The organism is Microbulbifer zhoushanensis, assembly GCF_021729055.1.
GTDB lineage: Bacteria > Pseudomonadota > Gammaproteobacteria > Pseudomonadales > Cellvibrionaceae > Microbulbifer > Microbulbifer zhoushanensis.
On record NZ_JAJSAO010000002.1, the window covers coordinates 187,989 to 207,836 of the forward strand.

16 protein-coding genes are annotated in these 19,848 nt (G+C 61.1%); 7 read left to right on the top strand and 9 right to left on the bottom strand.

Features of this window, described 5'->3' with window-relative positions:
- Positions 1–95: 95 nt before the first annotated feature.
- Positions 96–3,062 carry a TonB-dependent receptor gene (locus LVD10_RS04330; protein WP_232940009.1) on the bottom strand — a complete coding sequence of 989 codons (2,967 nt, stop codon included), beginning with the start codon at positions 3,060–3,062 and terminating at the stop codon, positions 96–98.
- A 394-nt stretch (positions 3,063–3,456) separates the two neighbouring features.
- On the opposite strand from LVD10_RS04330, the gene LVD10_RS04335 reads away from it, so the two are divergent.
- Together LVD10_RS04335 and LVD10_RS04340 are read left to right on the top strand one after the other, a co-directional pair.
- Entirely contained in the window at positions 3,457–3,882 is a 426-nt protein-coding gene (locus tag LVD10_RS04335; RefSeq protein ID WP_232940011.1) for a DUF1810 domain-containing protein, read from the top strand.
- 304 nt (positions 3,883–4,186) lie between these two features.
- The gene (locus LVD10_RS04340) at positions 4,187–4,963 is read left to right on the top strand and encodes a LuxR C-terminal-related transcriptional regulator (protein WP_232940013.1); all 777 of its coding nucleotides are present in this window, start codon (positions 4,187–4,189) and stop codon (positions 4,961–4,963) included.
- Positions 4,964–5,115: 152 nt separating this feature from the next.
- On the opposite strand, the gene LVD10_RS04345 is transcribed toward LVD10_RS04340, so the two are convergent.
- The 8 genes from LVD10_RS04345 to LVD10_RS04380 form a co-directional block, all read right to left on the bottom strand.
- Complete coding sequence (locus LVD10_RS04345) at positions 5,116–5,685, bottom strand: DJ-1 family glyoxalase III (RefSeq protein WP_237062029.1); 570 nt, start codon at positions 5,683–5,685, stop codon at positions 5,116–5,118.
- Positions 5,686–5,744: 59 nt separating this feature from the next.
- Positions 5,745–6,305: a hypothetical protein gene (locus LVD10_RS04350; protein WP_232940017.1), complete on the bottom strand. Its 561-nt coding sequence runs from the start codon at positions 6,303–6,305 to the stop codon at positions 5,745–5,747.
- A gap of 80 nt (positions 6,306–6,385) precedes the next feature.
- Complete coding sequence (locus LVD10_RS04355; protein ID WP_232940019.1) at positions 6,386–7,447, bottom strand: DUF3570 domain-containing protein; 1,062 nt, start codon at positions 7,445–7,447, stop codon at positions 6,386–6,388.
- Between the two features lie 148 nt (positions 7,448–7,595).
- Positions 7,596–7,826, bottom strand: coding sequence for a DUF4266 domain-containing protein (locus LVD10_RS04360; protein ID WP_232940021.1), 231 nt, complete (start codon positions 7,824–7,826; stop codon positions 7,596–7,598).
- Positions 7,827–7,829: 3 nt separating this feature from the next.
- Positions 7,830–8,306, bottom strand: a complete 477-nt coding sequence (locus LVD10_RS04365) for a TlpA family protein disulfide reductase (protein WP_232940023.1) — start codon at positions 8,304–8,306, stop codon at positions 7,830–7,832.
- A 90-nt stretch (positions 8,307–8,396) separates the two neighbouring features.
- The gene (locus LVD10_RS04370) at positions 8,397–9,053 is read right to left on the bottom strand and encodes an outer membrane beta-barrel domain-containing protein (protein ID WP_237062030.1); all 657 of its coding nucleotides are present in this window, start codon (positions 9,051–9,053) and stop codon (positions 8,397–8,399) included.
- Positions 9,023–9,811 carry an outer membrane beta-barrel protein gene (locus LVD10_RS04375; protein ID WP_232940025.1) on the bottom strand — a complete coding sequence of 263 codons (789 nt, stop codon included), beginning with the start codon at positions 9,809–9,811 and terminating at the stop codon, positions 9,023–9,025. Before LVD10_RS04375 ends, LVD10_RS04370 begins: the two co-directional genes overlap by 31 nt.
- 3 nt (positions 9,812–9,814) lie before the next feature.
- Positions 9,815–12,433 carry an HzsA-related protein gene (locus LVD10_RS04380; protein WP_237062032.1) on the bottom strand — a complete coding sequence of 873 codons (2,619 nt, stop codon included), beginning with the start codon at positions 12,431–12,433 and terminating at the stop codon, positions 9,815–9,817.
- A gap of 226 nt (positions 12,434–12,659) precedes the next feature.
- On the opposite strand from LVD10_RS04380, the gene LVD10_RS04385 reads away from it, so the two are divergent.
- From LVD10_RS04385 to LVD10_RS04405, 5 genes are all read left to right on the top strand, one after another.
- Entirely contained in the window at positions 12,660–13,877 is a 1,218-nt protein-coding gene (locus tag LVD10_RS04385) for a hypothetical protein (protein ID WP_232940027.1), read from the top strand.
- A 9-nt stretch (positions 13,878–13,886) separates the two neighbouring features.
- Positions 13,887–16,394, top strand: a complete 2,508-nt coding sequence (locus tag LVD10_RS04390) for a LamG domain-containing protein (protein ID WP_237062039.1) — start codon at positions 13,887–13,889, stop codon at positions 16,392–16,394.
- Between the two features lie 101 nt (positions 16,395–16,495).
- Entirely contained in the window at positions 16,496–18,067 is a 1,572-nt protein-coding gene (locus tag LVD10_RS04395) for a general secretion pathway protein GspF (RefSeq protein WP_232940029.1), read from the top strand.
- 44 nt (positions 18,068–18,111) lie between these two features.
- Entirely contained in the window at positions 18,112–19,116 is a 1,005-nt protein-coding gene (locus LVD10_RS04400; protein WP_232940030.1) for an FAD:protein FMN transferase, read from the top strand.
- A gap of 174 nt (positions 19,117–19,290) precedes the next feature.
- Entirely contained in the window at positions 19,291–19,833 is a 543-nt protein-coding gene (locus LVD10_RS04405; RefSeq protein WP_232940031.1) for an AraC family transcriptional regulator, read from the top strand.
- The last annotated feature ends 15 nt before the right edge of the window (positions 19,834–19,848 follow it).

Consider the following 19,848-nt stretch of genomic DNA (forward strand, 5'->3'; position numbering starts at 1 on the left):
TCCAGCAGCAGGGTATCATGAACAGAAACAGAAAAGCCGCTGTCACCAGCGGCTTCCCTGCTACCTCTGCTAGAAGATGTGCGTCACGCTATTGCTTAGAAAGCGTAGCGTGCACCCATCTGCCAGCGGGCCCCACCCTGGTATACACCCAGGGTCTGCTGGCTGGAACGGCCATACACACGGCTGTACTCATCGGTCACATTCAGGCCTTCGAGGAAGACCTCCAGACCTTCAACCTGCGGAACCTCGTAGCCGATGTTCAGGTCGATCTGGCTGTAAGCCTCAGTGTACGCCGGGTTGGCACCAGTGCCCTGACCACGGGAGTTCAGGAAGTCATCGCGCCAGTTGTAGGCGATACGCGCCTGGAAGCCGTTCTTGTCATAGAAGCCCACCAGGTTGGCAGAATCGCTCAGGCCGATCATCGCTTCCTGGTCCTGCAGCAGGTAGGGGTTGTACTCAACACCCGCCTCTACAATGGTGTAGTTAGCGATCACACCAAAGCCGGTCTCACCAAACATGTGCTGTACCGCGAATTCCCAGCCATCGATGGTTTCCTTCCGGTCACCGTTCTCGGGAATGCTCAGCAGGAAGGTCATTGCCGGGTCGGTCTCCGGGTTGCCGGTGATCGTGACGGTACCATCCGCGCCTACGTCTACGTAGGGGTCATCGGCGAAGTTGTCACCGATATACTGGCGAATATCATTCACATCAGTGAAGCCAGCATCACGGGCCGCCTGTACCAGTGCACCCTGTGCCGGGTTCGGGATACCGAAGATCTCGGACTCGGTGGTGCCGTTGGAGATGAAGTTGGCAATCCGCTTGGTGAAGTAACCCGCTGACGCGTAGCTGGACTCACCGTAGTACCACTCAACCGACAGGTCGAAGTTGGTGGACTCGAGCGGCAGCAGTGCCGGGTTACCGGCAGAGCCGCTGCCACCGTCGATACGGGCCAGGGAGCCAATGGAAGTACCGCCCTTGATGGCGTCGTAGCTCGGGCGACCGATGGTCTCGCTAGCAGCAGCGCGAACAACGACGTCCTCAGTGACATCCATCTTGAAGTTCACACTGGGCAGCCAGTAGTCGTAATCTGCGGTCTGGGACAGGAAGCCAGTACCGGAATTCACCAGCACAACCTCGTTGGCAGAACCCCAGATAGCCTGGTCGTAAGTCGGCGATGCGGATTCCGAATCCACCTCAGTGGTCTCGTAACGCAGGCCCAGGTTCAACTCATAGGGCATCTCGCCAGCACCGGTCTGGAACGCAGACTCGAAGTTATACTGCGCGAAGGCGGCAGTAGTGGTCTCTTCGGTAGTGCGGTCGGTGGCCTGGTCATAGGCGGTAGACGGGCAGAACTGGGTGCCGCAGTCGCCGACCAGCCCCGGCCAGATATCGTCACCGTACAGGTCTTCGGCGATCGCGCGCACAGTCTCGAAATCCCAGTCGAAGTAGACATTCTGTGCATCTGCACCGCCGATCTCGGAGAAATCACCAGTGGCGATATCGAACTTGTCTTGGATGGAATCGGCCGGGAACAGGGAATCGTCCAGGTCGCTGGCCGGGCCTGCACCGCCCCAGGCGTCGCGCTGCACTACTGCCATCTGCGAGCGATTGGTAACCGCCTGCATGCTCAGGCCGAAGTCGATGTCACTGGACTCATTCAGCTCGAAGTTACCGCTGAAGCGGAATGCATCGATATCGGAGCGGTCACGGGAGTTGGTGAACACGCTACCGGTGACCAGCATGTCGGACGGCTGTACGTCGTTGCCGCCACCGACAGACAGAGCCGGGAGGGCCTCAGTGAAATCGGTGGTAGCGCTGGTGCGCACGAAGGCCGCGGTGGACAGCAGGGCATCTGAACCCCAGGGGCTGTCGGGGCGACGCTCGGCGTCAGAGGTGTGGGCATCGAATGCCAGGGACAGGCTCTCGTTGACGTCCCACTCCAGGTTTACACCCAGGGTCTGGCCGCGGTAGGCCTCGGCGCTCTCACCGGCAGCCATGGACAGGTCAGCCGGGGCGCCGTAACTCTCGGAGTAGATCAGCGGAGTGGCGATAGGGCCATCGGACCAGACGTTTTCAGACGGGCCGAAGTTGTACCAGGCCGAGATATCGTTGTACTGCTTCGCGATATCGTTCGAATAGTACATGTAGTCCATGGTCGCAGTGATGTCGTCGGTCGGCGCCCACTGCAGGACCAGCTGGCCGTTGGTGCGCTTGCGCTGCTGCTCTTCGAACTTATAGACGGTAGTCTGCGGCACTGAGTAGATGTCGTCAGGACCGGGACGGTTAACCTGGTTTTCCTGGGGCACGCCGCCCCACTCAGCAGTACCGGCACCCCAGTTCTGGTCCACGGTACCCGCAAAGCTGCGCCAACCGGTGCCAACCAGACCCTGCTGGCTGCCGCTCTCGCGCTCCTGGACACTGGCGGCGATGACTACACCGAATTCACCATCGGCGAAGGTATCGGCATAGAAACCGGAGTATTCCGGGGTGATGTTAGCCTCTTCGGAGGACTCATCCATCACGCCCTTGGTGGCGAACTGCAGGCGACGCTCGCCAATCTCGAGCGGGCGGGCAGAAAGCAGGTTGATGGTAGAACCGATACCACCGCTCGGCACCAGGGCATTGCTGCTCTTGGCGACCTGTACACCACTCACCATCTCGGAGGCAATATTCTGGAAGTCGAAGGAGCGACCGCCGGTGGTGCGCGCCAGCTGGCGACCGTTCAGGGTAACCAGGTTGTAGTCAGGGTTAATACCGCGCACGGTAACCCGGCTGCCTTCCCCGTTAACCCGGTCGATGGACACGCCGGTGATCCGCTGCATGGATTCGGCCAGATTGGTGTCCGGGAACTTGCCGATATCCTCGGCCGAAATGGCATCCACGATACCATCGCTATCACGCTTGACGTCCATGGAACGGTTCAGACTGGCGCGAATGCCAGTAACCACTACTTCTTCCAGGGCTGCGTCCTGGGCCAGGGCACCCGAGGGCAGCATGGTTGCGCCCAGGGCCATGGAAATTGTGACCGCGAGACGGTCTTTGTGGAAAATTTTTCTTCTCATCAGCCTTTCCCCGAATTATTAGGTTCTTTTGACTCTCTCTGGATACTGCCCTGGCGAAGCCTGTTCTATCTTTATCGCGGTTACTGGCACGTCACTGGCCAGCTTTGCTGCTGTCGCCCGGCTACCACATCATTCCCGGGGCAGTGTTCCGGGTCTGATTCGGGGCGCGACAACGCTTCTTCGCTGCGATTGAATACTGCCGGGTTTGACGAGTACATCAATTCAGGGAGGGCACAAACAGGATATCCCGGATTAAATGCGCGGCAACAGGGATTTTGCGCGATCGGACGGTCCAAACTGGTGCAGCGAAAGATGACCGATGGTCCACAAACCGGCCGCTGGCCGGGACTAAAATAGCCCCAAATTAAGCCATTACATGTCGGAACCAGAGAAAATGAGTGATCCGTTCGACCTCGAGCGCTTTGTGAACGCCCAGGCCCCCTGTTACGAGTCGGTACTCGCGGAACTAAAGGCCGGCAACAAGCGCAGCCACTGGATGTGGTTTGTATTCCCCCAGGTCGAGGGCCTGGGCCACAGCCCCATGGCACAGCGCTATGCCATCGGCAGCCTGGACGAGGCCCGCGCTTACCTGCAGCACCCGGTACTGGGCACACGCCTCCGGGAGTGCTGCGAACAGCTACTGCAGCTGGAGGGACTTTCAGCACACGAGATCCTTGGCAGCCCCGATGACATGAAGCTGAAGTCATCGATGACACTGTTTGAACAGGTGGCGGGAGCGAACAGCCCCTTTGGGCGGGTGCTGGAGCGATACTATGGCGGCGAGCGGGATCGCCGGAGCCTGGAGCTGCTGGGAGCCTGAGCCGTCCAGATACAACAAGGGGATGCAGCCGCATGAGGCGCACGAGATCACTGCCTGACTTTCCTGTCCCAGCCCCTTTTACGGCCAGAAATGCTGCGATGTCCGCTTTCAACAGTAGAAAATATTTAATTATGTGATATAAATCACACAGATTTTGAGAACCAGTAACGCAGGAATCGCTTCCTGCACCAGCTTCGGGCCAGGGCGGCAGGGATCACAATCGCCTGTATCCACACTGTGGACGACGCGCCGGAACCTTCCCGACTGTGGCCGCTGAGAAAACCAACAACAGAAAGAGCAGTGGATGAAGCCGGATACGCAGCTACTGAAAGCCGTTTGGGAATCCTCCCGCCAGCATTTGAGCGACACCCATGTGGGACTTGAGAGGTACGACCTGGATAACCTGGTGTCCTCCGTATTCAGCAGTGGACCATTTTATTTTTACGTGGTCGATTTCAAGACCTTTCACCTGGATTATGTCAGCCCATCGATCACCGCTATCCACGGGCTCCAGCCGGAAACGGTCACTTTCCAGGATATCCTCGATTGTGTGCACCCGGACGACATGGGTTTTGTTTCCCGCGCCGAGCAACGGGCGATCGAAATCGTCTACGAGCGGATCCCACCGGAGAAACGCAAGCTGTACAAGATTTCATACTGCTTTCGCTTCCGTACAGCCGATGGTTCTTACCAGCTGTTCAATCACCAGGCGATCATGCTCACAGAGGATGAAAATAACCGCCTGAGCAAGAGCCTGAATATCCACACCAATATCAGTCACCTGAGTAGCGAAAGTAATCACCGGCTGTCGGTGATCGGCATGCTGGGGGAGCCCTCCTTCCTGAATATTGAGATCGAAAATGAGGCCCCCGTGCCGGCGGCTTCACAGCCACTGTTTACCGACCGGGAGATGGAAGTGATCCGCCTGCTATCCCAGGGAATGACCAGCCGGGAGATAGCGGCCAGGTTGTATATCGCGGTGGATACGGTCAAGAACCACCGCAAGAACATCATGAAAAAATCCGCCTGCAAAAATGTGGGGCAACTGATTACCAAGTGCATCACGCAGGGGCTGCTGTAAATATACCGGCATGTCATGACGTGTAATCATGACAGCTGCCAAATAGCCCCAAGGGGCTATTGTGAATGGCCGGCCAACCGGGAAAATGAAATCGACCTCCCAAGAAAGGACGCAGAGCCCGAGGTTTAGCGGTACAAGGATGTACCGCGCTTTCAGCTACTAGTGACTGCCATCGGTGCGGCTACTGACTGGCGCTGCTTTTCGCCATAGAGGCATTCCACCAGGGTGAGTGCAAATGCCATGGCCGTTCCCGGCGCCTGGCTGGTGACCAGGTTGCGATCACAGACAACCGGTTCACCTCTGGCGGCAAGAGCCTGCTCGCCAAGCTCTTGCCGAAATCCCTCGTGACAGGTAGCAATCCGCTGGTCCAGCATCCCGTGCCGGCCAAGCACGACTACCGGCGCCGCGCAGATTGCCCCCAGCCAGTGGCCAGCGGCCAACTGCTCCCTGGCCATCTCCACCAGCGCTGCACAGCCGGCCAGGTGTTCCGCGCCCGGCATACCGCCGGGCAGGACAATCAGGTCCCAGGCCCGCTCACAATCAGCCAGCAGGCAATCCGCCGTTATCACCACACCACGGGATGCGGTGATGGTTTGTGACGCCATGACCGAGGCGACAGTGACGTTCGCGCCGGCACGGCGCAGCACATCGATCACCGTGACCGCCTCGATCTCCTCACTGCCATCGGCAATGGGCACCAGTACCCGCTTTTCTGTTTTCACCTTGCCTCCCTGGCTTGTGCCTCCTGCTTAAAGATGTGCGCTGGCCCATCGGCCACGGGCTAGCGCCAGTACTCCCCGGTTACCGCATTCACGTACATCTTTTGCCGGTTGCGGGGACTCTCAAATACTACGATATCGCCATTGACCGCGATCAGGTTCCAGCGCAGATTGACGGCTTTCTGTACCTGCGCGGCGGCGGGGGAGTCCGCGAGTTTTTGCAATTCTGCCTCTGCATCAAATCCATTGGCAGCGGCCACACTGATACCCTCGCCGATAATGGCAAAGACCAGCTCCTCCTCCTGCTCCAGTGAAATGATCGGGTAGACGACCTCATCGTAGGCCCCGATACGATAGCTTTCTGCATCCGGGTCCAGCGGCGTCAACATGACAATAAAGCCCCGCTTGCCCGCCCGGATACTTTCGACCTGGCGGATGCGCTCGGCTTGCCCCAGGCGCGGGTCATCTGCAGCCAGGTCGACAACAAAGACCTTGTTGTCGGCCACCTTCTCCGGGGTCCAGGTGCGCAGGAATACGTTGGTGGTATTTTCACTGCCCCAGGACCACTGGGGATTGGCCAGGGGAGCGTTAAGCACTTCGGAAAAATAGGAAGTGATGTTCATTGCCATTCCGGAAACCTCAGCCTGTTTATTATTTTAATCAGGCCGAGGTTAGCACGATCAGGCAACCCGGTGGACGGCAATTACAGCCTTACCGACCAGAACAGCCGGATCACATTGGCCCCAAAGCTGTAGCCGGGTTCCTCCCCCGGGGCAATAGTGTTTTCCGGGTTGTGCACGGTGACATCGCGGAAATCATCGTACTCAAACAGGATATGGTCCCAGTAGAAGTTGATGGTGTTTTTGCGGTCGAACAGGGACCAGCGTTCAGGCAGCACGTAGGCGACGCCGATACCGATGGAGATATCGGAGAAATTACTCAGCTCCTTGTCCCGCGCACGGAAATTTGTGGCATCGCGGTAGGGAAAGAGGTCACTGTAAAAATCTGCAGCGTCCTGCTGGTAAAAGCGCAGCTTTCCCTCGAGGATCCATTCATCCTGCTCCCTCAGGGGGTGGGTATAGCGAAACTCGATATTGTCAGCCTCGACACCCCAGCTGTCCGCATAACGCCGGTATTCGGCCCGTATGGCAGCCCGGTAGGGCAGGCGATACTTTGCCCGCAGTGCCACTGCATCACTGTTGCGGGTGGTCGGGTAGATCTCCGGCTGGTAACTGAATCCCAGGGCCGAGGCGGGATCGGCGTAGCGTACTGTGCGATAGGGGTTGTTCAGGAAACCCTCGTCCGCGACCGTTTCCACACTCAGCTCGGCAATCAGTTTAGTGGTCAGGATCTGGTTCCAGTTGACCGCGTAACGCCGGTGCTGTGCATCGGCGGCGAAGTCCGGGTCACCATTGCGGAAAACATCGTCGTTGCCAAAGCTTACCCGCATATCCAGGGTGCTCAGCTCGCCGAAGAATGCCTGGCTGATACCAAAGGCTACTGTCTCCGCCTGGTAATCGTTCTCCGAGCTGTTGGTATAACCAATGCTGACCGTGGTCTTGTCCACCAGGTAGTCGGCGCCCAGGGAATATTCATCCCGCTGTTCCGAGTAGGGACTGGCGGTCGCCTCCACGTCGATGGAGGCGCCGGAGATCATATCGACGTAATAGTTGGCCGACAGGGATACCGAGTTGCCCACATTTTTCCGCACCAGTATCGACGGCCCGTCGATCGTCACCCCGCCGCCACTGTAAGAGTGGTACATGGTATCGGCGCGCTCCTCGGGGAGTACCGCGGCAAGCGCAATTACAGGAAAAGCCAGCAGGATTGCCAGCAGTCCACCGAACGTACCTGAATGACGCGAGCACCGCCGGGTGCCGAAATGTGGAGCGCAGCAGCCCTGAAGCGAATTTTTAGTTGCAGCCGCAGCCACCGCCACTCCCCCCTTCCGCACCCCGGGCCGCTTCGCGGGCCTCGTACACATGATTCATATAACCGGCAGCCACCGGGTCCATTTCGAACGCCATGATCGGGTCGGCCAGGTAATGCCGCTCGTAGGGGGCCACCCAGGGACTGACAGAACAGCCGCTGAGCAGCGCCATGCCGGTGCCGAGTAACGCCAGGCGACGCAGGGTGGAAAACATGGGTTACTCCCGGATCAGTTCCTTGATGATTTTCTTGTAGGCCGCCTCGTCGCCCTCGCGATAGCCGCGATGGATGTGGCGCACCTTGCCGCTGCGATCAATGAAGACACTACTGGGCATGGCATCGATACCGAACTTCTTGCTTACATCGCTGCCGCTGTCGAACAGGATGGGGAAATCAACCGGGATCTTCGCCAGCATCTGCTCTGCGTCACTGCGCTGGGCATCTACATTGACGCCCCAGACCTGGAAACCCGCGGCGCTGTAGCGTGCATGCAGGTCATCCAGCAATGGCATCTCCTGGCGACAGGGACCGCACCAGGAAGCCCAGAAATTGAGCATGATCACCTCGCCGCGTTGCTCAGCCAGGCGCAGGTTGTCGCCGCTGTTGGAGGCCAGGGTAAAGTCCGGCGAGGGGGCGTTGGCGCCGGCCAAGGATGCAGTCAGTGCCAGGGTTATGGTGGCTAGAAAACGAAACATGATGGTTCCCTGTTGTTATCTGGTTATGGTTTTCTGGACGTTGTTGTCTGGATGGTGGTGAACTCAAAAAGTCCTGGTACAGCCGGCCGCTCAGAAATATACCGACAGGCCCAGCTGGGCGGAGAGGTTGTTGGTCACCTGGGCCTCGCCAAACAGCTCGTGCTCAAAAATATGGTCGCGCACGTCCAGCCGCAGCGACAGCCAGTCGGTGGGCAGTACACGGATACCGGCACCGATGTTATAGGTAAAGTGGTCCTCGTCGGCGAAACTGGTATTGCCAATGCCGCCAACCAGGTAGAAACCGCCGTTCAGGGCCCAGTCGTCGAAAGCAAAGTATTCACCCGGGAACAGGTTCCAGGCCAGTGACAGGTTGTAGTAACTGAGTTCCCGCTCTTCATCGGTCAGCAGCGGCGCGGCACCGCTCAGGCGCTCAAAACTGGATTCCCCCAGCTCGGTCTGGCCGTAGCCGGCCTCCATAAAGAAGTCCTCGCTGATATGGTATGCGAGCGCGCCGCCGTAAACCGCGTTGGAGCCGAAATCCTCCACGTTCATAATGCCGCCGAGGAATGCGGTGACCTCAAAATTCTCACTGTCGATATCCGCCTCGCGAATCTCACGCCGCTCAAGGCCGGGCGAGACGATGTCATCCAGTACCGTCGTATCCTGCTGCGCACTGGCCGGTCCCGCGACCAGCGCTGCCAGGTATGCGGCCGCGATTACAGAAAGACGTCGAAGCCCAGTTTCCATTCGTAAATCTCCTGGTTGCTCTCCCGCGAGGTGAGCAGGTAGTGATTGGCTACTTCCGCGCGCAGGGCAAACTGCCGCGACAGGTGTGTGCGCAAACCAAAGCCGGTCAGCATTGCCGTATCCTGCCGGTCTTCCGTGGCGACAATGGTGGCGTTGGGGGAGGTAATATTGATTCCGGTGCCGAGCATGAAGTAGGGCGACACCCGCCACTGCGGAAACGGTTGGTGCAACACTGCCACCTGGTAAGTCTGGCTGTCGGAAAATTCTCCCACTGCCTGGGTGGCCCGCAGCTCGCCGGAAAGGTTGGCGGTAAAGCGGTAGCCCAGACTCACCCCCATGGCATTGGCGCCCTCGAAATCGCCGTAGGTAAAGCCGAGGTTAAAGCGTTGCGAGCGGTAGTCGCTGTAATCCGGCAGCGGGATTCGCACGGGCTCGCCCCCGGCATCACGGATCTCGGCCAGGTCGGCGATACGCGTCCAGCCACGGATATTTTTGCGGGTCGCCACTTTCACCCAGTCGGTGCGACGCTTCAGCAGCCACAGGGGCTCGCCGTGCTCGGCCACATGAAAGATCGGGTAGCCGCGCCCGGGGCCGGTGTAGATGTTTACGTAGGGGGACTCGACAAATACCTGCTCCGCGTCAGCCGGCGGTGCAGTGGGTGCGCCACTGGCATGACCGATCGCCGGCAGCAGTGTGCACACCAGGGCCAGGAGCAGCCGGCGAGCGAGGAAATCCGGATGATACAACGGACTGTCCATGATTCAGTTCACCGGCGCTTCGAACGGGTTGTTGTAATACTGCGCACCGATATCAATCCATTCAGAGATCAACCGCAGTTCCGCCGGCTCCAGGTAGCCCGCGTGGCTGGCGCCGGCTGCAAACACATCGAAGAAGCGACTGCCGTTGGCAGAATTACCGACGATACGCTCGATTTCCACCACCACCATCACCGGGATCGGGTTGCCGTTCTCGTCCAGCACCAGGTTGCCGTCCTCATCGGTCTCGTACAGCAGGTTGCCATCGTCGTCCCGGTCCTGCACCAGCACTTCCTGCAATGCACCGTCCACCAGTTCCTGGGTGGGATTGTCGAATGACAGCTCCACGTATGAAGTCATCCAGTCGGCATTAAAGGGTGAAGCCTGTGAGGCCAGGTCCAGTTGCGCGGCGGGTACCCGGGCCATGCCATTGGCGTCACGGCTGGAATGGCACTGCAGGCAGCGGTTGTCGGCCACTACATTGCCCGCGCCATCAGTAACCGGGCGCTCCCGTTCCCACAGCGGCTGGATATGCAGCGGGTAGTGGATCACGCTGCGGCAGCCGGGCGCCCAGCTGTCGCGACAGGTGGGGCTCACCGGCTGCGCGGTGGCCAGGTCGGCATAGGGGATAGTGGTGCTGGGGTCCTTGGCGCGGACGGCGGGGTCGGTCCACAGGTCCGCGAAAGCGATATCGCCCCCGAGCTCTGCCTCACCGGCGATGCGCGCCAGCAGCTGCGCCATGGTCTCGCCCATTTCCGCCACCAGCGCGGGCTCGGTATTGGGGAAAGGGATTCCGGAGGTGGCGGCACCGCCCCAGGCGGGATCCGGGTTCTTGTCCGGGCGCCCGTGGGGTACCTCGCTGTCGCCGGTGTGGCAACCGTTACACTGGCGCACCTCACCGGCGCGCAGCTGCAGCCAGCTGCGATGGCGCCCGGCAATGCGACGACCGTTGGCATCCACCACGCCGATCGCCAGCGGCATATCCGCCGGCAGTTTGACCCGCACCGAGCCGTCCGGCTGGATCGGCGTATAACCGAGGATTTCGCGCATGCCCTGGGCGCGGCTGCGACCGAATGCGGAAGCATCGAAATCGAGCACACTGTCATCCGGGATACCCACCCCCTTGATCACCCGCAGGTACCGGGCCGGTCGCTCGGCAGCGGTGGTCTCTGCGGGATCTGCAAGCGGCGGGATTCCGGCGATATCCTCGCCATCAAAATCGTAGACGCTGCGGATATCCAGCACACCCGCACCCTCGTCCACCAGTTCCCGGTCCAGCTCGGTGGCCGGAATCAGCTCCGGGATATACTCCGGCACTGTGCGCGGCTCCAGGGTGACACCCTCGCTGATCATCTGACCCTCTTCGGCCACCACGATCGGCTGCTGGGTGCCCTCTGCATAGTCATAGATCCACAGCCCGTAAAGCGGGTCTGCCGGCATAATATCGGGGATTGCCAGCCACTCGTCGGTACAGGGCCGCGGCAGCTCGGTCTCCGGTTCCAGCACCCGGCACTCACTCCAGCTCACCAGCAGGCGACTGGTACCGTCGTAAAACGGCCAGGCGGACGCAAACAGCCCATGGGGGGAGAGGGTGCCGTCAGTAATGACCTCGTCCACGGAAATGGAGGCCTGGCCCACCAGCTCCCGCGGTGCATCACTGCCCTCCACCGGCGGCGTGTAGGCCTCGGTGTATTCGATGCTGTCGATGGCCACCAGGTCACCGCCAAAAGTAATTCCCTCGGGGCCGCGCAGGGTCACCAGCAGGCGGCCGTCAGACAGTTCCCGAGGCCGTACGAACGCTGCCTCGCTTTCACCGGTGCCGGTCTGCTGGCTGTGGTAACCGTAGTGAAAGGCCAGGCCGGTGCCATCGGGATCGACGGTATAGAGGGAGAGATTGTCCACCCCGGCCATATTGTCCCAGCGATTGAACAGCACCCGGCCATCGTCCAGGACCGTCGGGTGCAGGTCGTGGCTCTGGTTGTAGGAAATCTGCCGGATATCGGAGCCGTCCCCTTCCATGACATGCAGGACGAAGGCCTCCTGTTGCAGGTCTTCTGCCAGTGATGAAAACTGCGGTTTGTTATCGTCCAGCAGCAACGCCCGCGAGCGACGCTGGCGTGTGGAAGTGAATACGATACGGCCGTCGGGCAGGAAGGCGGGGCCAATATCCTCCCCCTGCTCGGCAATCAGGTCGGAGTCGATAACCCGGCGCAGGGTGTCGGAATCACGCTCGTAGACCCAGATATTCCAGGTGGGCTGTTCATCGTCATCGGCATCCTCGATCTCCGGGGCGCGCATGGCGAACACCAGGGTTTCACCATCGGGCGAGACATTCAGGTCCTTGACGTCGTACTCGCCCTCAAACAAACCGGCCGTCAGCGCCCGTTCCGGCGCACTGGGCGTGGCGCGATCCTTGATTACCAGCTCCGCCCCGGGATTAAAATTGTCCGGGCGATAAATATTGTCTTCGCTGAGTGCACCGTCGTCCTCGAAACCCAGCTGCCTGCGCACAAACGCTACTGGAAAATCTACGACTACCGGGTCTTCGGCCTGGTCACCGCCGGTGCTCGAGCCGCCATTCCCGCTGCCACCACTACAGGCGTGCAGCAGGCACAGGACTGGCAAAGTGCAAATTAATCTCGCTGTAATATTCACTTACGCCAACCCCAATAAATTCCATTAACCTAGACTGCGGCCCATGGAATTCTCTCCGCCACCATGACAACACTCAAGGCAATCACGCTGAAAATGCCAACTGCAACCCACTTCTCGGCAGTGGCGCTGGCAAATCGGTAGCCAGCTCTTACCATCGCAGGTCTCAAACTCTCAGCTGGCTCCCTTTTCAATGGATATGAAACCAACCCGCGTGCGACGGCAACTGGCTACCGGTATCGCACTGGGCAGTGCACTTTGCTCGGCAATGGCCCTGGCTGCGCCACAGGAACAGGCCCTGCAGATGCACAGCCGCCTGACTGGTATCAAGCCCACTGAAACTGTCTTACTGGATATGGCCCGGGATATCGGCGATGGCAACCCGGAAGCCGCCGCCTATACGGCGATGGAAAACAACGCCTTTTACAATGTCACGCTGAAAAACATTGCCACTCCCTGGACCAATCGCGACCGCGATGTATTCGCACCGTTGAACGACTACACCGCAACGGTGATCGGGATCGTGCGCGACGACCTGGATTTCCGCCAGGTACTGTCCGGCAATATCATTTACACCGGTGACAGCGGGCTCGGCCTACCCGGTTACAGCAACAGCAACAACAATCACTACGAGGCCCTGGAGAGCGGAGGCTATTCCCTCCGGGACAGCCTGGTGCAACGCAGTCAGTCCTCGGTAACCGGCCTGCCGGCGGCAGCCACCGCCGGGGTAATGACCACTCGCGCCGGCGCCAAGGCGTTTTTCTATGCCGGCACCAACCGCGCCATGTTCCGCTACACCCTGCTCAACCACCTGTGCCGCGACCTGGAGCAGGTACAGGACACCACCCGCCCACCGGACCGTATTCGCCAGGATGTGAGCCGCAGCCCCGGCGGCGACAGTCGTGTCTTCCAGAACAATTGCGTTGGTTGTCATAGCGGCATGGATCCCATGGCCCAGGCATTTGCCTATTACGACTACGCCTACGACCCGGACAGCGATCCCACCGGCGAGAATGGCCGGCTGGATTACAACGTCGCCGGCGAGACCGACCCGGCCACCGGCAGCCGGGTCAAGGCCAAGAACCAGATCAACAGCGCCAACTTCCCCCACGGCTTTATCGTCCCCGACGATCGCTGGGACAACTACTGGCGCCAGGGACCCAACCAGCACCTGGGCTGGGACGCGGCCCTGCCTGGCGGCGGCAATGGTGCCAAGTCGCTGGGTGAGGAACTGGCCAGCAGCGATGCCTTTGCCCGCTGCCAGGTGACCAAGGTATTCCGCCAGGTGTGCCTGCGCGCGCCGGAGGACAGCAGCGACCGCGCTGCGGTGGATACCATTACCGAGAGCTTTGTGGGCGGGGGGTATCGCCTCAAGCAGGTATACGCCGATTCGGCGATTTACTGCGCGGGGGAATAGGACATGGCCATGACAAACCAGAGGATTTTCGCCGCGCCCCGCACCGCCCTGCTGACCAGCCTGGCCATGGCGGCCGCCCTGGCGGGCTGTAGTGGTGGCAGTGGGCAGGACACCGAGCAGCTCCCGGATACCAGTGGCAATACCGGTGGCGGCGTAACCTATTCCGGCCCGGCCCCGCGGGACGAGGATGTGCAGCAGTACAAGCGCTTTATCTGGGACAACCTGGCCGGCGAGGATCGCTGCGGCAGCTGTCATGTCGAGGGCGGCCAGAGCCCGCGGTTTGTGCGCGGCGACAATATCAACACCGCCTACGATGAGGGACGGGACCTGGTCGACCTGGCCCGCCCGGCGGAATCGCGACTGGTGACCAAGGTGGGCAGCGGGCATAACTGTTGGCTCGACAGCGCCAGTGCCTGCGCCGAGATCATCACCAACTATATCGAGGAATGGGCCCGGGAGAGCGGCAGCCTGGTCAATACCGTGCAGCTCACCGCGCCGGTAGAGCGCGAGCCCGGCCAGAGCAAGAGCTTCCCGACGTCCAGCGGCAGTTTCGGCAGCACCGTCTATCCACTGCTGCGCACCTATTGCGCGGGCTGCCACAGTGAGGATGCGGCCACGGCACAGCAGCCCTATTTTGCCAGTGTCGACGTGGAGCAGGCCTACGAGGCGGCGAAGACACGCATGAACCTGGACACCCCGGCCAACTCGCGCTTCTCGGTGCGCCTGGGGCAGGAATTCCACAATTGCTGGGATGACTGCGCCGCGAACGAGGATGAGATGACCGCGGCCATCCAGGCCTTTGCCGACAGCATCCCGCTCAGTGCCGTGGATCCCGACTGGGTGATCAGCAAGGCCCTGCGCATGACCGATGGCATTGTCGCCAGCAGCGGTGGGCGCATCGAGAACAACGCCATCGCCCTGTATGAATTCAAGACCGGCAGCGGCACTACCGCCTATGACACCTCCGGCGTGGACCCGGCCATCGACCTGACCCTGTCCGGGGATGTGGAGTGGCTGGGCTCCTGGGGACTGCAGATGAAGGGCGGCAAGGCACAGGGAGCCACGGCTACCAGCCGCAAGCTGTTCGATACCCTGACCGCCACTGGCGAGTACTCCATCGAAGCCTGGGTCGCACCGGCCAATGTATCCCAGGAGGGACCGGCGCGGATCGTCACCTATTCCGGCGGCAACAATATCCGCAATTTCACCCTCGGCCAGGCGATGTATAACTACACCTTCCAGAATCGCGGCGACACCACCGACGCCGATGGCATGCCGGCACTGGTTACCGACGACATGGCCGAGCGGGTCCAGGCCACCCTGCAGCATGTGGTGGCCACCTACGACCCACTCGAGGGACGCAAGCTTTACGTCAACGGGGAATATACCGGCGATATGGATCCCACCGACCCGGCGCTGCTGGGCACCTGGGATGACACCTTTGCCCTGGCGGTGGGCAGCGAGGTCTCCAATGACAACCAGTGGCAGGGCTCCGTGCGACTGCTGGCGGTCCATTCCCGCGCCCTGTCGGCGGAGGACATCGCCACCAACTACAGCGCCGGTGTGGGCGAAAAATACTTCCTGCTGTTCAAGGTGGAAGAGCACACCGGTGTGCCGCAGGGCTATGTAATGTTCGAGGTACAGCTGTTCGACAATTACGGCTACCTCTTCAGTGCCCCCAAGTTCATCAGCCTGGACAACAGCATTGAACCCACCGGATTTCCGCTCGAGGGCATGCGCATCGGTATCAACGGGCGCGAGTCGGAAGTGGGGCAGGCCTGGGCCAACCTTTCGACCACGATCAACGCCACGGATTACACGCCCGGGGAAGGACAGCTGCTGTCGCGCCTGGGGTCGATCATTTCGGTGGACAAGGGCCCGGAATCCGATGAGTTTTTCCTGACCTTCGAGCGCCTCGGCGATGCCACCTTCGCCCGGGTCGAGCCAACCCCGGCGCCGCCGGCGCAACCGGCCGACCTGGATCCGCAGCCGCGGATCGGCCTGCGCCGCTTCGAGCAGATACTGGCCAACCTGTCCCGTGCCACCGGCATTGCCAGTAGCCATCCGCAGGTTGCCGAGACCTGGGAGAAGGTCAAACGCCAGCTGCCGGTGGAAAGTGATATACGCGGTTTCCTGGCGGCCCAGCAGATGGGCATTACCCAGCTGGCGGTGAAATACTGCAGTGTGCTGGTGGACGACGCCAGCGCGCGCAGCAACTATTTTGCCGGCTTCGACTTCAGTGCCCCGGCCAGCTCCGCCTTCGACAGCGCCAGTAAGCGTGCGCAGGTCATCGACCCGCTGGTGGAAAACCTGCTCGGCCACCAGATGAACTGGCACGACGGCACAACCTCGCAATTGTCCACTGCGCCGGACCTGGCTGCGGTGGAAGGCGAACTGGACAGCCTGATCGGCACCATGACCGCCTGCGGCAGCAGCTGCGCGGCCAACCGCACCGAGACCACCGTCAAGGCAGTCTGTGCCGCCGCCATGGGCAGCGCGATGACACTGATCCACTGACAGCTATCAAGTACTGGACCGCGGCCCCGGCCGCGCAGGTGAACTGAAACTCCCAAGGCATTCCGGTGGGCCGGCATGCCGCCCCAGCCCGGACAGAGACCATGAGCAAGAAAAAGCATTTCGACCTCGACGAACCCCTGCGGCACCCGGACCACCACCGGCCGGTATCGCGGCGGGACTTTCTCGGCCAGGGTTTTCGTGCCGGCCTCGCCACCCTGATGGGCGGCTCGGTATTCAGCCTGTTCGCCAATCCGCAGGCGGCGCAGGCCGCACTGTCATCCGACCTGGAGGCGCTGCGCCAGCAGTGCGGTGTGAGTGCCACCGGGGCCGGCAAGATTCCGTTTATCTGCTTCGACCTCGCCGGTGGGGCCAATATCGCCGGCTCCAATGTGCTGGTGGGCCAGCGCGGTGGCCAGATGGATTTCCTCAGCACCGCCGGCTACGGCAAGCAGGGATTGCCCGGCGATATGGTGCCCTCCATCACCGACGCCGCCGGCAACAGTTTTACCAATACCGACCTGGGGCTGGCTTTCCACAGTGACAGCGGCATGCTGCGCGGGATTCTTGACAAGGTTACTGCCGGCACCGCAGCGGCGGTCAATGGCGCCGTGATCCCGGCGCGCTCGGAGAATGACACCGGCAACAACCCACACAACCCCATGTACGGCATCAACCGCGCCGGCGCCGACGGATCCCTGCTGGGCCTGATCGGTTCCTCCACCAGCGAGTCCGGGGGCAACTCCATGGCCCCCGCCGCCATGATCAACCCCGAGGTGCGTCCCACCAAGGTGGACCGGGCCTCCGATGTCACCGGGCTGGTGGACGTGGGCGACCTGGTGGGCCTGCTGAGCCAGGAGGATACGGTGGCGGTGATGGAGTCCATGTATCGTATCTCCGACGCCAAACTGGGGCGGGTCAATACCCGGGTCAGCGCCGACGCGGTGATCAAGGACCTGGTGCGCTGCGGTTATATGAAGAGTGCCGACCTGGCGGATCGGTTCGGCGACCCCGGCGCGCTCAACCCGGAACTGGACCCGGATATTGTCGGTCCCGCAGGCATCTTTACCAGTGCCGAACTGAGCGGCGACCGCGAGTTCCAGAAAACCGCCGCGGCGATGAAGCTGGTGATCAACGGCTATGCCGGCGCCGGCACCATCACCATGGGCGGATACGACTACCACACCGGCGACCGCGCCACCGGCGAGATCCGCGACCTGCGCGCCGGCCGCTGTATCGGCGCCTGCCTGGAATACGCCGCGCGACTGGGCAAGCCGGTAATGATCTATGTGTTCAGTGATGGATCGGTATTCAGCAACGGCATGCTCGACGATTCCATCGAGGGGCGCGGCAAGGGGGTCTGGACCGGGGATAACCAGCAGACTGCCGCTTCGTTTTTCCTGGTCTACAACCCGGCCGGGCGGCCGCAGCTGCTGGGAGGCAACGCCGCCGACCAGGCGCTGCACCAGCAGCTGGGCTACATGCGCGCTTCGGGCGACGTGGAAACGGCTTCCAGCCCGGCCGCCAACAACGTCAACCTGCTGGTGGAAACGGTGGTGCTGAATTACATGGCCCTGCACGGTGAGCAGGGAAATTTCGCCAACCTGTTCCCGAACCACGGCCTGGGCAATGCCAGCCTGATGGACAGCATGACCGCTTTCGCACCCATTGTTTAACGGCCGCAGCGCAGCGGTGACCAGGAATCCCCGATAAAAATCCAATGACCAAGTGGTATCGAAATACTGTCGCCGGTTGCCTGGCACTGCTGCTGGCAACCCCGGCGCTGGCCGAGTGGCACTATGCCCGTGAGGCCATCATGGGCACCGAGGTGACCGTGCAGCTCTGGCACGAGGACCGCGCCCGCGCGGAAGATTTAAAAAAGGCAGTGCTGGCTGAATTCCGGCGACTGGACGCGGCGCTGTCGCCCTACCGCGACAACAGCGAGCTGTCCCAGGTCAACCGCACCGCAGCAACAGGCGCGGTGGCGATTACCGACGAGCTGGCAGACCTGGTCGACAAGTCCCTGTGGTACAGCGAGCAGACTGGCGGCGCCTTCGATATCACCTACGCATCGCTCGGCCAGCACTACAACTTTCGCGCGGGTCGCCGCGCCGACACTGAAACCACAGAGAAACTGCTGCCGGCGATTGATTATCACCACCTGCAACTCGACCGGGAACAGGGCACGCTGGCGTTTGCCCACCCGGATACACGCATTGACCTGGGCGGTATCGCCAAGGGTTATGCCGTGGATCGCGCCGTGGCCATACTGCGCGGCGCCGGTGTGCACCACGCCAGTGTCAGCGCCGGTGGCGATGCGCGCATGCTCGGCGACCGCCGCGGCAAACCCTGGCTGGTGGGCATCCGCCACCCGCGGGAAAAATCGAAAAATGCCGCGGTGATCCCGCTCGAGAATACTGCCATCTCCACTTCGGGGGATTACGAGCGTTTCTTCATCGATAACGATGAATCACGAGTGCACCATATTTTCGACCCGACGACCGGACTGCCGGCAGAGACCGGGGAAACAGATAGTGACCGGCTGATCAGTGTCAGTGTGATCGGTCCCCGGGGTTTCGACACAGATCCGCTGTCCACCAGTGTCTTTGTGCTGGGCAAGAAGCGCGGGCTGGCACTGATCGATCGACTGCCGGAATTCGAGGCCATTGTGATCGACAGTAACCGGCAACTGTACTTCAGCAGGGGCCTGCAACAGCCAAAATAATTCGGGTATTCGTCGCCATGGGAGAATTGCCAACCGCATCACACCCGCGACATGATCCCCTGAGATAATTCACGGCAATCGAGACTATCGTAGGAGCGGCCGCTGGCCGCGATCTTGCAATTGACTGATCCGCAGCGGCTTTCGCGGCCAGCGGCCGCTCCTACAAGAGAAAATATGACAAAGGCTGTTCCCATGCGCCGCTGTATCCAGCAATTCGCTTTCCTCCTCGTTTTCGCCACCGGCGTGCCGGCACAGGCCGCCGATAACGCTTACTCCGCCGGTGCCGTGGAAGACCTGAAAGAGAATGTGCTCAAGCTCAATCGCGACCTGCTGATCCTCGAGGAGGACCTGCTCTATCCGGCACAGAGCCAGGTGGCCTTCTACGTCTCGATGGACGTGGGCCATTACTTCCAGCTCGATGCGGTAAAACTGCATATCGACAACAAGCTGAGCGCGAGCCACCTGTACACCGAACACCAGCGGGATGCACTGGTCCGCGGCGGCATCCAGCCGTTGTTCAAGGGCAACCTGAAATCCGGCACTTATACCGTGACCGCATTCTTTACCGGCATCGGGCCGCAGGGGCGCGAGTACAAGCGTGCCGCCACACTGGAGCTGGAAAAGACCGACGAGCCCGCGGTGATCGAGTTGCGCATCGCCGACTCGGCCGAACGCCAGCAGCCCGAGTTTGAGCTGGTGGAGTGGCCCGCGCCGTAAACCAACATGATGTTC

Coding starts and splice junctions, on each gene's coding strand:
- LVD10_RS04395 (WP_232940029.1), top strand. CDS start 16,496: ATGAGCAAGAAAAAGCATTTCGACCTCGACGAACCCCTGCGGCACCCG.
- LVD10_RS04400 (WP_232940030.1), top strand. CDS start 18,112: ATGACCAAGTGGTATCGAAATACTGTCGCCGGTTGCCTGGCACTGCTG.
- LVD10_RS04365 (WP_232940023.1), bottom strand. CDS start 8,306: ATGTTTCGTTTTCTAGCCACCATAACCCTGGCACTGACTGCATCCTTG.
- LVD10_RS04335 (WP_232940011.1), top strand. CDS start 3,457: ATGAGTGATCCGTTCGACCTCGAGCGCTTTGTGAACGCCCAGGCCCCC.
- LVD10_RS04390 (WP_237062039.1), top strand. CDS start 13,887: ATGACAAACCAGAGGATTTTCGCCGCGCCCCGCACCGCCCTGCTGACC.
- LVD10_RS04330 (WP_232940009.1), bottom strand. CDS start 3,062: ATGAGAAGAAAAATTTTCCACAAAGACCGTCTCGCGGTCACAATTTCC.
- LVD10_RS04355 (WP_232940019.1), bottom strand. CDS start 7,447: ATGTACCACTCTTACAGTGGCGGCGGGGTGACGATCGACGGGCCGTCG.
- LVD10_RS04370 (WP_237062030.1), bottom strand. CDS start 9,053: ATGGAAACTGGGCTTCGACGTCTTTCTGTAATCGCGGCCGCATACCTG.
- LVD10_RS04350 (WP_232940017.1), bottom strand. CDS start 6,305: ATGAACATCACTTCCTATTTTTCCGAAGTGCTTAACGCTCCCCTGGCC.
- LVD10_RS04360 (WP_232940021.1), bottom strand. CDS start 7,826: ATGTTTTCCACCCTGCGTCGCCTGGCGTTACTCGGCACCGGCATGGCG.
- LVD10_RS04375 (WP_232940025.1), bottom strand. CDS start 9,811: ATGGACAGTCCGTTGTATCATCCGGATTTCCTCGCTCGCCGGCTGCTC.
- LVD10_RS04385 (WP_232940027.1), top strand. CDS start 12,660: ATGAAACCAACCCGCGTGCGACGGCAACTGGCTACCGGTATCGCACTG.
- LVD10_RS04340 (WP_232940013.1), top strand. CDS start 4,187: ATGAAGCCGGATACGCAGCTACTGAAAGCCGTTTGGGAATCCTCCCGC.
- LVD10_RS04405 (WP_232940031.1), top strand. CDS start 19,291: ATGACAAAGGCTGTTCCCATGCGCCGCTGTATCCAGCAATTCGCTTTC.